This window comes from Bartonella rattimassiliensis 15908, from assembly GCF_000278215.1.
In the GTDB taxonomy this organism is placed as follows: domain Bacteria; phylum Pseudomonadota; class Alphaproteobacteria; order Rhizobiales; family Rhizobiaceae; genus Bartonella; species Bartonella rattimassiliensis.
In genome coordinates, this window is the sequence record NZ_JH725066.1 from 180,591 (window position 1) to 192,720 (window position 12,130).

Below are 12,130 nucleotides of genomic sequence, written 5' to 3' on the forward strand. Positions count from 1 at the left end.
TGGAGAATTTTTCTTTGATATAGGGCTTTGCAAAGAATATATCCAATAAGACATAAAAGGGATATCGCAGATAGCATATAGCTTAAAACAACAATTTGCTCGTGTTTAAGGGTTTTGAGGAAAAAATCAATTTTCTGAGATAGATTTCCTAAAAGTCCGTTGTGGATACCATTTAGGTCGAGCATGATGAGGAGTCCTGTTGTTGTACACGACGGGATTTTTTAATTTGAAGTATTTGGATATAACGATGATTGATTTCATTTCGCATCGCCATTAAATAGAGCGTGATGAACATAAAGATGAAACAAAATAGCATTGTAATAAGGGGCCATAACATAGCATTGTCGATTGTGGGGCCTCCAGCACGTAACAGTGATGCTGGTTGATGCAATGTATTCCACCAATTAACGGAAAATTTAATAATAGGAATATTAACAAATCCAACAAGTGTAAGAATTGCAGTAGCGCGAGCAGCTTTTCCTTGGTTATCAAAAGAACGTCCAAGTAGGATAATAGCAAGATAGATAAAAAGCAGAATTAAAACTGATGTCAACCGTGCATCCCATACCCACCATGTTCCCCATGTAGGTTGCCCCCAAAGTGCTCCTGTCATGAGAGCCAAGGCGGTAAAAGTTGCCCCAATGGGTGCACCACATTTGAGTGCTACATCAGCAAGATGATATTTCCAAATCAAATTTCCTAATGCTGCTGCACTCATTGTTATATAACAGAGTGTAGACAACCATGCAAAGGGTACATGAAGGTACATAATTTTAACAGTAATGCCCTGTTGATAGTCATCAGGGGAATGCATCACAAGAATAAGTCCTAGGGTAAGGAAACACAATGTTATTCCGGCTAACCAAAGTAAAATCATTTTGCTTATTTTCATGAAACGAGTAAAGCTTATAGGGAGTGACCTTATTTTGTATGTGCGAGATATTTCATTCATGTAATTATAATAGGCTTAGTTTTGCTATACGGCAATCATCTTTTATTATTCATATAAAAGCTTGAGCGTTATAGCAGCAACAAAAGAGCTAAAAAGACTCAACAAAAGTGAAAAAGCGCTAAGAAGAGCTAAGGAAGCGAGAAAAGAGGCATTTGGATTTGTTGGAGCTGTAGCAGCGGAAACGCCAAAAATCATAATTGGAATGATCCATGGCAAGATAATGATGAAAATAAGAAGAGTGCTGTGCAACAATGAAGTTGCGAGTGCTGCTCCTATAGCACCAATAAAAATAATGGCAGGTGTTCCGCATAAAAGGGTTAGCATTGTTGTAAAAGTTATTGTTACATCTAAATGGAGCATGAGAGCTAAAATGGGCGTAGCAAAAATGAGAGGAAGCATTGTTCCTACCCAATGAGCAAGGCATTTAGTAAAGACAATTAGTGTAAAACTTTGTCTTTGTCCTGAAAGGATAAATTGGTCGAGATTTCCATCATTGCGATCAATTTGGAAAAGTTTATTCAGATTGAGGAGTCCTGCGAGAAGGGCTCCCAACCACAATATACCTGGCCCTATTTGTGCGAGAATTTTGGGATCTGGTCCAATAGCAAAGGGGGTTATGACAACAATAGCGATAAAAAACAATAGTCCTGTTAGTGAAGATGCTTGTGGCGCTAATAATAGTTTAAGATCACGCCAGAATAGTGCTTTCATTTTATTCTTTCCTAGAGAGGTAAAAATTTTTCTAGAGCGATTTTATGGTTTTCTGGAATACCTAGGGAATTGTGAGTCGCGGCGATAATCATACCACCTTGATTGAGATGACGCTGAAAAATATGAGTAAGGAGTTTCTGAGCATGGTTATCAAGACCAGATATTGGTTCATCTAAAATCCAAATAGGCCGATAGGCAAGCAAAAGGCGGGCAATAGCTACACGTCTTTGTTGCCCAGTTGACAGAGCGTTAAAGGGTAAATGTTTAAGGTCAGAAAGACCAATGTCTGCAAGGGCTTCATGCACAAAGCGTACATGTTGACCATAAAACTCTCCCCAAAATTGCAAATTATCAATGACAGATAAGAGAGATTTCATAGCATTGTGAGGCCCAAGATAATGGCATACTGTTGCAACAGGGTATGTTTGTTCATGGTCTTTAAGGATTATATGACCTTCAGCGGCTTCAAGAAGACCAGCAATGATTCGTAACAATGTAGATTTTCCAATACCATTTGGTCCAGTGATTGTCATAAGTTGCTGTGGAAATAAACAAAAAGAAAGATCCTTGAACAGAATTTCTTCGTTTCTGTAAGCGGCTAAATCTTTACCTGATAATACCATATGATTGCCTATTTTTCTTTAATTTTCATATTCTTTATTGCATTATAGAATAAAAAAACGCGTTTTTTATGCAATTGTACCTAGAATAGTTCTAGAAATAGCTCTATAAGAGACACCTTACATCAATATTTGGTGTAGAATGGTTTCTGGCGCTGATTTCCGCATTTGCCTATGAGAAGGTGGAAGGGGGGAAATGGATAGTGGAGGTATTGCGTCTGCGCTCAAGCTGCGACCTTGACTCGTAGTTTGTGTTGTTCATTCCTGGAAATTAGGTTGTTTGTAGTATGAGGGTGGACAGTCATGACTCAAATTGATAGCTTTAATTGTCGCAGAACGTTAAATGTTGGTGGCAAAGAATATACTTATTATAGCTTGATCGAAGCGGAGAAGAATGGACTTAAAGGTATTTCCCATTTGCCGTTTTCGATGAAAGTTATTCTCGAAAATTTATTGCGATTTGAAGATGGTCGCACAGTTAAAAAAGAAGATATCCTGAATGTTTCGAAGTGGTTAAGCGACAAAGGAAGAGCGGGAGCAGAAATTGCCTATCGTCCTGCACGTGTTCTTATGCAGGATTTTACAGGTGTTCCTGCAGTTGTTGATCTTTCTGCAATGCGTGATGCTATGGTTAAACTTGGGGGTAACGCTGAAAAAATCAATCCTCTCATACCCGTTGATCTCATTATTGATCACTCAGTTATTGTTGATGACTTTGGCAATCCCATGGCTTTTAAGGAAAACGTTGAACATGAATATGAACGCAATGGTGAGCGCTATCGTTTCCTTAAATGGGGTCAGCAAGCCTTTCAAAATTTTCGCGTTGTTCCTCCAGGAACAGGAATTTGTCATCAGGTTAACCTAGAATATTTAGCACAGTGCGTGTGGATGAAGAATGAAGATGGGTGTGAGACGGTTTATCCTGATACCTGTGTTGGAACTGATTCGCATACGACGATGGTGAATGGTCTGGGTGTTTTAGGTTGGGGGGTTGGTGGTATTGAAGCAGAAGCAGCCATGCTAGGCCAACCTGTTTCTATGTTATTACCTGAAGTGATTGGTTTTCGTTTAACAGGTAGGCTTAAAGAAGGGGTAACAGCTACCGATCTCGTATTGACTGTAACCCAAATGTTACGCCAGAAGGGTGTTGTGGGTAAATTTGTCGAGTTTTTTGGTCCTGGTTTGGAGCATATGACGCTTGCTGATAGGGCAACGATTGGCAATATGGCTCCTGAATATGGAGCAACGTGTGGTTTTTTTCCAATTGATAGGGAAACAGTACGTTATCTCAATATGACGGGGCGTGATGAAAATCGGGTTGCCTTAGTAGAAGCTTACTCTAAAGCACAAGGGATGTGGCATAACGAAATAGTAGCTCATACCATTTTTAGTGATACAATTGAATTAGATATGGGAACCGTTGTACCTTCTATGGCTGGTCCTAAACGTCCAGAAGGACGTATTGCATTGGAAAATGTTGGTCAAGGTTTTGAGAAGGCATTAGTTGAAGATTATAAGAAAACTTCTGGGCAAGATGACCGCTATCAGGTTGAAGGTGAAGAATATACGCTTGGTCATGGTGATGTGGTAATTGCTGCGATTACTTCCTGTACGAATACATCGAATCCAAATGTTCTTATTGCAGCAGGTCTTTTGGCACGAAATGCTGTGGCCAAAGGTCTCAAGAGTAAACCATGGGTAAAAACTTCTCTTGCACCTGGTTCACAAGTTGTTGAGGCTTACCTTCAAAATTCTGGTCTGCAAAAAGATTTAGATGCGTTAGGATTTAACTTAGTAGGGTTTGGGTGCACAACATGTATTGGAAATTCTGGTCCTTTGCATTCAGCTATTTCCAAAACAATTAATGACAATGGTATCATTGCGGCTGCAGTTCTTTCAGGAAATCGTAATTTTGAAGGGCGTGTTTCTCCTGATGTGCAAGCGAATTATTTAGCTTCGCCACCGTTAGTGGTTGCCCATGCGCTCATTGGAACGGTATGTAAAGATTTAACCAAGGAACCTCTTGGTGAAGACTCAGATGGTCAACCAATTTATTTGAGAGATATTTGGCCAACTTCTCAGGAAATACAGGAGTTTATCGAAGAAAATGTTACGCGTCAGATTTTTGCTGAAAAGTATGCAGATGTCTTTAAGGGAGATGAAAATTGGCAAAAAGTTCAGATCCCTACGGGTTCTACTTATTCTTGGGATGAACAATCTACATACGTACGCAATCCACCTTATTTTGATGATATGCAGAAAACGCCTGATGTTTTACCAGATATTAAGGATGCACGGATTTTAGGTTTGTTTGGTGATAAAATCACGACGGATCATATTTCTCCTGCTGGTTCTATTAAGGCCGCTTCTCCTGCTGGACAATATTTAATGGATCACGGTATTAAGGTGGTTGATTTTAATCAGTATGGAACGCGCCGTGGGAATCATGAAGTTATGGTTCGTGGAACCTTTGCCAATATTCGCATTCGTAATTTCATGTTAGGTGAAAATAGCCGAGAAGGGGGATATACGATTCATTATCCGTCAAAGAAAGAACAAGCTATTTACGACGCTGCAATGGCGTATAAACAAGAAGGTGTTCCGCTCGTTGTTTTTGCTGGTATTGAATATGGCAATGGCTCATCCCGCGATTGGGCTGCCAAAGGGACTAATCTTCTTGGTATCAAAGCAGTGATTGTGCAATCTTTTGAAAGGATTCATCGTTCTAATCTTGTTGGTATGGGCATTGTTCCCTTTGTTTTTGAAGAGGATGTCAGTTGGAAATCTTTAGGCTTAAAGGGAGATGAAAAGGTAACAATTGAAGGGATTCATGATTTGAAACCTCGTCAAAAGACTGTAGCGATAATTACTTTTTCTGATGGTACAGTAAAAACCGTTTCATTATTATGCCGTATTGATACTGAAGATGAGCTAGATTATTTGCATCATGGTGGAATTTTGCAATATGTCTTGCGTAAACTAGCTATTTAAATGCCTTTGTTTATTGAGGAATATCTTTGAATTATTGAGCTATAAAGTTGTGCACAAAGAGTTTGGCTTCGTTTTTTAGTTTGTCTTTGAAAATTTAATTGACGTTGGCTTTGAGATTACGCTATAAGCCAGATGGGTTTTAAGCAGCTTTATAGTTTTGCTTGTGTTAGGTTTGTTTTTATTGGTAGAGTTGTTTATTAAGACTCATTTTACCAAGATATTGAAAGAAAGATTATATTTATGGCGAATACACCTTCTGCTCGAAAAGCGGTGCGCAAGGTTGCAGTACGCACACAGGTTAATAGGGCCCGCCGTTCACGTGTTCGTACTTTTATGCGTAAGTTTGATGATGCTTTAGCTGGTGGCGATAAAGCATCTGCAGAAATTGCATTTAAGAATTTTGAACCTGAGATTATGCGTGCGGTTTCTAAAGGGGTTTTTCATAAAAATGCTGCTGCGAGGAAAGTGTCTCGTTTAGCTAAACGTTTGAAGGTTTTTAGCGTTTAAGCTTTTTCTTTTTTATTGGGAATCAGGCTGGTATCCGCAAGGATACTGGCTTTTTGTTTATTGTTTCAAAAAAATTATTGAAAATAAGAATCGATAATGATTCTCCTCTTGAAAAAGGAGAGAAAGTTTATAGGGGAAGTATGGTTATCCACAAGCTTTGTGGATTTTTACAGAGTCTTTTTTGTCAAGCATTTTATTTTTTTTTTTAAAATCTGAAGTGATTCTTTAATTATTAGTAATAATAAGAGAAAAAACTGAATTGAATCAATAATTTTTCTCGTTCCTCATTGATCTACGCATTATTTCCATTTTTTTTGATCTTGTTTTGGCCTCTTGCATTTTACCTCTGCTGTTTTGTATGGTTTTCATGAGAGCTAAAAAACGTGAAGGGATTACATCAGCATGTTATTAGATATTTTGTTGAGTGCGAGGTGCTTTGATTGAGGCTTTTTAAAGCTTTAGTGTTGAGTAGGTTTTCTGATGGTTTTTTGGTTTTTTTGATTGGTATGTTTACCGTTTTAGAAGGATTGATCATATCATGAGTGCAAATAAATCTTACTGGTCATCTTTGTTAGTGGGGTTGTAATGAGGCTATCCTAGGGGAGGGTAAGTGATCTTATTTGGGGTAGGGCGTTTTGCTTTTGCTAGATTCATTTTAGCTGTTGGGCAGGACAGAAATTTATTTTTATCAGGATGAAAGATGGTGGATAAATTGAACTCTAAAGCTAGTTCCTTTAAAAGGGTCTCGGTGAATATTCTGCCGGCAGAGAACATAATAAAGAATAGGATTACGGATTGTGATAGGGCTGTTTTTAGAAATTCTTCTATAGAGCCTTCTCTTGTTTCAGAGGAGGAAAGTGCAGCGGCTTTTGTCCGTGTTATGGCGCAATTAAAGGCGCAAGTTGGTGTTGAGGCTTATACCAGTTGGTTTGGTCGTGTGAAGCTTGCTGAATATAGTCATACTCTTATAAAGCTTTCTGTTCCTACCGCTTTTTTACGTTCATGGATTAACAATCACTATGGTTCTCTTTTAACTCATTTATGGAAACAAGAGAATTCGGCGATTCTTCGTGTTGAAGTTGTCGTTCGCGGTATGGAGCGTGTTTCAAGAGATGTTGTTTGTAAAACCAGTGCGCCTTCTGTTGTGCTGGAAGAGCAGGCGGCTTCATCTTTTGTGGAGAGTTGTGTAGAGCATTCAGTCAAGAATTCTCAGACTGGAGTTTTTGGATCTCCCCTTGATTCTCGTTATACTTTTGAAAGTTTTGTTGAAGGAGCTTCTAATCGGGTTGCTTTAGCGGCTGCGCGTTCAATTGCGGAGGGCCACAAAAGTGCTTTGCGTTTTAATCCTCTTTTTATTCATGCATCTGTTGGTTTGGGAAAAACACATTTGCTTCAAGCAATTGCTTCTTCTGCATTGAAGCGTTTAACGTCTGCACGTGTTATTTATTTAACTGCTGAATATTTTATGTGGCGTTTTGCAACGGCTATTCGTGATAATGATGCTCTTTCTTTTAAAGAACAGCTTCGTGATATCGACCTTTTGATTATTGATGATATGCAGTTTTTGCAGGGTAAGTCGATACAACATGAGTTTTGCCATTTGCTTAATATGCTGCTTGATAGTGCAAAACAAGTTGTTGTCGCTGCAGATCGCCCACCAGCGGAATTAGAATCGCTTGATCTTCGCGTTCGTTCTCGTCTTCAGGGAGGGGTTGCACTTGAAATTGAAGCGCCAGATTATGAAATGCGTTTGCAAATGTTGCGCCAGCGGTTGAAGGTGGCACGACAAGATGATGGCATGATATCAATTTCTGATGATATCTTGGAATATATCGCGAAAACGGTTTTAGGGTCAGGGCGTGATATTGAAGGAGCATTTAATCAGCTCTTATTTCGTCAATCTTTTGAGTCTGATTTATCTTTAGAACGGATTGATGAGTTATTAGGTCACTTGACACGTCCTGGTGAACCTAAGCGAATTCGGATTGAAGAAATTCAACGTACAGTGGCGCGCCATTATAATGTTTCTAAACAGGATTTGTTGTCTAATCGTCGAACACGTACGGTTGTTAAGCCGCGGCAAGTTGCGATGTATTTAGCAAAAGTATTAACACCCCGTTCATTGCCAGAAATTGGACGTCGTTTTGGTGGGCGTGATCATACAACAGTTTTACACGCAGTGCGTAAAATTGAGGATTTGGTTTGTGGTGATCAGACATTGGCCAAGGAACTTGAGTTGCTTAAGCGGTTGATTGGGGAGCAGGCTGTATAGTTTTTATCATTTCTTTCTTTGAAGGCCCTTTAAAGGGTTTAATGAAAAGATTTTTTCTTATGCAGTAGTGACTTGCCATTTTAAAAGAGGTTTAATAGACTCCATCAAGAGATTCGTTAAAAAGAATCTATTATTTTGGTTATAAATCATTTGATTCTAAATAATTCTTATATTTTTTAGTAAATCGTACGAGGCTTTTATGCGTATTACAGTTGATCGCAGTCAATTTCTCAAGTCTCTTGGTCGTGTTCACCGTGTGGTAGAGCGCCGTAATACTGTTCCTATTTTATCGAATGTGCTGATTAATGCAGAAAATGGTCGTGTGCAGTTAAAAGCAACAGATCTTGATTTAGAGGTTACAGAATCTTTTGTAGTAGATGTTGAGCAAGCTGGGGCGATAACTGTTCCGGCACATTTGCTCTATGATATTATTCGGAAGCTTCCTGATGGCAATGATATTGTGTTATCCGTTGATGAAAATCAAGCAAGTTCAGTGTCTGTTGTTTCTGGTTGTGCGCATTTTCAGCTTCAATGTCTTCCCAAGACAGATTTTCCAGAATCGCTTCCTGGACAGTTTAGTTATCGCTTTTCTCTATTAGCATCGGGGTTAAAACATTTACTTAATTGTACGCAATTTGCTATTTCGACTGAGGAAACTCGTTATTATCTGAATGGTATTTACTTTCATGTTGTTAATGATGGTGTTTTGAAATTGCGTTTGGTTGCAACTGATGGTCATCGTTTGGCACAAGTTGAGATGGATGCTCCTTCAGGAGTTGAGGGAATGCCTGGTGTTATTGTTCCCCGTAAAACTGTAGGAGAATTACAAAAACTCCTTTCGGAAGAAAATGATAGTGATGTATGTATAGAGCTTTCAGAAACAAAGATTCGTTTTTCTATAGGTTCTGTAGTTTTTACATCAAAGTTAATTGATGGGACATTTCCAGACTATCAACGTGTTATCCCGCTTGGAAATGATAAAGAGTTAATTGTTAATAGACAGAATTTTTCTTCTGCAGTTGATCGTGTTTCTACGATTTCAAGTGATCGGGGGCGTGCAGTTAAGCTGACAATTGAGCATGGGCGGTTAAAACTTGTTGTTAATAGCCCTGATTCGGGCAGTGCAGAAGATCAATTATCAGTAACTTATACATCTGAACCACTTGAGATAGGGTTTAATTCGCGTTATCTTTTGGATATTGCTGGACAGCTTTCAAGTGATGAAATAGTTTTTATGTTAGCTGAGGCTGGAGCACCAGCTCTGATTCGTGATAATAATGATGCGGCTGTACTCTATGTGCTGATGCCTATTCGCGTTTAGGGGCAAATGTTTTGCAATGCTTAGCAGATCATGTGCACAAAGTGGCAGTGAGGCAGCTGAAGCTTTTACGTTATCGTAATTATTCTTTTTTAAATATTCATTTTTCGGGTCAGCGTGTGGTTTTTACAGGCCATAACGGTGCTGGTAAGACAAATCTTTTAGAAGCATTATCTTTTCTTTCTCCTGGTCGTGGTTTGCGACGTGCTGCTTATTCTGACATTAGCTTTGTAGATGGTGGAGGAGAAGGGTTTGTTGTATTTGCACGTCTTGAGTGTGCTCTTTATGGTGAAGTAAAGATTGGTACAGCTTTGGAGGTTAGCGATAACAGTCGAAAGGTTCATATTAATGGTGTGAGTGAACCAAATGATTGCTTAACAAATTACTGCCATATTAGTATATTAACACCATCTATGGATGGTCTTTTTACAGGTTCTTCGCTTGAGCGCCGTCGTTTTTTGGATCGTATGGTGTTGGCCATTGATCCTTTGCATAGTCGCCGTATAGCTGATTATGAGAAGGTTATGCGCGCGCGTAATCGTTTGTTTTTTGATGGAAGTGAAGATTATTCATGGTTTGATGCTTTAGAAAAGCAGATGGCAGAATTGGCAACAGCTATTTCAGCGGCGCGTATTGATGTTATTCGGCTTTTAAATGATATGTTTATACAAATGCCATCACAGATACTTTTCCCACGGGCTTTTTTGCAAGTCGATGGTTTTTTAGAAACAGCTCTTAGTGAAATATCAGCAACTGAAGTTGAAGAGCAATTTTTTGATCGGTTGCGGCGTAATCGCGCAGCTGATCGTGCTGCTGGGCGGACATTAGAAGGACCACATCGTACAGATTTGCAGGTTTTTTATGCTGATAAAAATAGAGCAGCAACATCTTGTTCAACAGGTGAGCAAAAAGCACTGCTGATAGGTTTGGTTTTGTGTCATGCGCGTCTAACAGGAATGATGTCAGAAAGGGCTCCTATTCTTCTTCTTGATGAAATGGTAGCTCATCTTGATTCTCATCGACGTTCTGCTTTATTTGATATTCTTGATGATTTAGCTGTACAAACATTTATGACCGGAACAGATCGTATTTTCTTTGATGACTTAAAAGGACAGGCAGAATTTTTTGAAATTAAGAATGGAGCTTTATTGCTGTAAAAAATATGCTAAATATTTTTCTAATAAGTGGTGACTCTGCAAGAAAAGGCTTTCTATGTCTGTAATGATAACGATTTTAAATGGTCCTAACTTAAACTTTCTAGGTCAACGTGAGCCAGAAATTTATGGAACTGAAACTTTAGAAGATATTGAAAATTTTTGTAGAGAATGGGCAAAAAAAGCTAATGTTATCATAAATTTTTATCAAAGCAACAGTGAGAGTCAACTAATCGAATGGATACAGGAGGCAATAGAAGTCAGTTCTGGATTAATCATCAATCCAGCTGCTTACAGCCATACATCAATTGCACTTCTTGATGCACTAAAAATGTTTTCAGGGCCGAAGGTAGAAGTTCATTTATCTCATATTTATCAGCGTGAAGCTTTTCGCCACCATTCTTATACATCTGCAGGTGTAGATGCTATCATAGCTGGCTGTGGTAGTGATGGATATAAGTTTGCACTTGAATATATTGCAAAACAATTAAATTATAATAGGTAAAGATCAAGCGTTGGGTAAGAGTGATATAGGCATTGAATTTACTTGATAATTATTTTCAAATTTGTACAATGTGAGGTATTATATTGATGACAGTTTTTAGTGCGTATGACGGGGGTAAATAGAGATGAAAAGCTTTATTAGACAATTAGAAATGTTTGTAATTTTAGGGGGAGTGGCACTACTTTTATCTGGTTGTAAAATTGATGTTCTACAACCATCGGGTTATGTTGCACGTCAACAGCTCATTTTAATTGTTGTCTGTGTTCTTGTTATGCTTTGCGTTGTCATTCCAGTTATGGTGAGTGTGGTATTTTTAGCTGTAAAATATCGTGCATCAAATATTAAAGCAGATTATTCTCCTGATTGGGCACATTCAAATAAAATTGAAGCATTGATGTGGGGTATTCCAATTGTAATCATAATGGTTTTGGGTTCATTAGCAGCTTATTATACCTATAAATTGGAACCTGCAAATCCTCTTCCAGTGGAAGTTGTAGGTGAAGAAAAGCCATTGCAGATTGATGCTATAGCTCTTGATTGGAAATGGCTCTTTATTTATCCTGAATATGGTATTGCATCAATTAATGAAATTTATGCACCTGAAGGACGTCAAGTTTTATTACAAGTGACGGCGGAAAATTCTCTCAATGCTTTTTGGGTCCCTAAATTGGGTACAGTTCTTTATGCTATGCCGCAGATGAATGCTAAGTTGCATTTGGTCGCTGAAGAACAAGGAGTATTCAACGGAACCTCAGCAAATTATAGTGGTGATGGTTTTTCAGGGATGCGGTTTAAATGGCATTCTGTGTCTTCGCAGGATTTTGAGGATTGGATTGGGAAAGCTCGGGCTAATGGTCGGGCACTTGATCGTACATCTTATCGTCAACTTTCTATTGCGCCTCGTATGGGTGATATTGCTGCGAAGGAAAAAGATGCTGAAGTTCGTTATTTTGCACCTGTTGAGAAGCGGCTTTACTATCGTGTTGTTAATCGGTGTGTTGATGAAAATACGGTATGTAATGAAGATTTAATGAAACGTGCTGCTGCTCAGACGCTATGGGGTGCACTGTGTTCAATATTTGATCCTGATGTTATTTAAA

At 38.7% G+C, this 12,130-nt stretch carries 10 protein-coding genes; 7 read left to right on the top strand and 3 right to left on the bottom strand.

The features are described 5' to 3' along the window. Positions 1–172: 172 nt before the first annotated feature. From MCY_RS05400 to ccmA, 3 genes are read right to left on the bottom strand one after another with little or no spacing between them, the layout of a single operon-like run. Positions 173–952, bottom strand: coding sequence for a heme ABC transporter permease (locus MCY_RS05400; RefSeq protein ID WP_007347367.1), 780 nt, complete (start codon positions 950–952; stop codon positions 173–175). A gap of 45 nt (positions 953–997) precedes the next feature. Then, on the bottom strand, positions 998–1,663 hold the full coding sequence (gene ccmB, locus MCY_RS05405) for a heme exporter protein CcmB (protein ID WP_007347368.1): 666 nt from the start codon (positions 1,661–1,663) through the stop codon (positions 998–1,000). Positions 1,664–1,674: 11 nt separating this feature from the next. Next, a complete protein-coding gene (ccmA, locus tag MCY_RS05410; RefSeq protein ID WP_007347369.1) occupies positions 1,675–2,286 on the bottom strand; it encodes a heme ABC exporter ATP-binding protein CcmA in 612 nt (203 codons plus the stop codon). Positions 2,287–2,586: 300 nt separating this feature from the next. On the opposite strand from ccmA, the gene acnA reads away from it, so the two are divergent. The 7 genes from acnA (at position 2,587) to cyoA (ending at position 12,129) form a co-directional block, all read left to right on the top strand. After that, positions 2,587–5,274, top strand: coding sequence for an aconitate hydratase AcnA (gene acnA, locus MCY_RS05415; RefSeq protein ID WP_007347370.1), 2,688 nt, complete (start codon positions 2,587–2,589; stop codon positions 5,272–5,274). A gap of 240 nt (positions 5,275–5,514) precedes the next feature. Next, positions 5,515–5,781: a 30S ribosomal protein S20 gene (rpsT, locus tag MCY_RS05420; protein WP_007347371.1), complete on the top strand. Its 267-nt coding sequence runs from the start codon at positions 5,515–5,517 to the stop codon at positions 5,779–5,781. Positions 5,782–6,481: 700 nt separating this feature from the next. Then, positions 6,482–8,053, top strand: a complete 1,572-nt coding sequence (dnaA, locus tag MCY_RS05425; protein WP_007347372.1) for a chromosomal replication initiator protein DnaA — start codon at positions 6,482–6,484, stop codon at positions 8,051–8,053. A gap of 199 nt (positions 8,054–8,252) precedes the next feature. Further along, positions 8,253–9,374, top strand: a complete 1,122-nt coding sequence (dnaN, locus tag MCY_RS05430; protein WP_007347373.1) for a DNA polymerase III subunit beta — start codon at positions 8,253–8,255, stop codon at positions 9,372–9,374. 11 nt (positions 9,375–9,385) lie between these two features. Beyond that, positions 9,386–10,528, top strand: coding sequence for a DNA replication/repair protein RecF (gene recF / locus MCY_RS05435; protein ID WP_019224193.1), 1,143 nt, complete (start codon positions 9,386–9,388; stop codon positions 10,526–10,528). Between the two features lie 55 nt (positions 10,529–10,583). Next, entirely contained in the window at positions 10,584–11,030 is a 447-nt protein-coding gene (gene aroQ, locus MCY_RS05440; protein WP_007347375.1) for a type II 3-dehydroquinate dehydratase, read from the top strand. A 124-nt stretch (positions 11,031–11,154) separates the two neighbouring features. Next, the gene (gene cyoA / locus MCY_RS05445) at positions 11,155–12,129 is read left to right on the top strand and encodes a ubiquinol oxidase subunit II (protein WP_007347376.1); all 975 of its coding nucleotides are present in this window, start codon (positions 11,155–11,157) and stop codon (positions 12,127–12,129) included. Position 12,130: the final 1 nt, after the last annotated feature.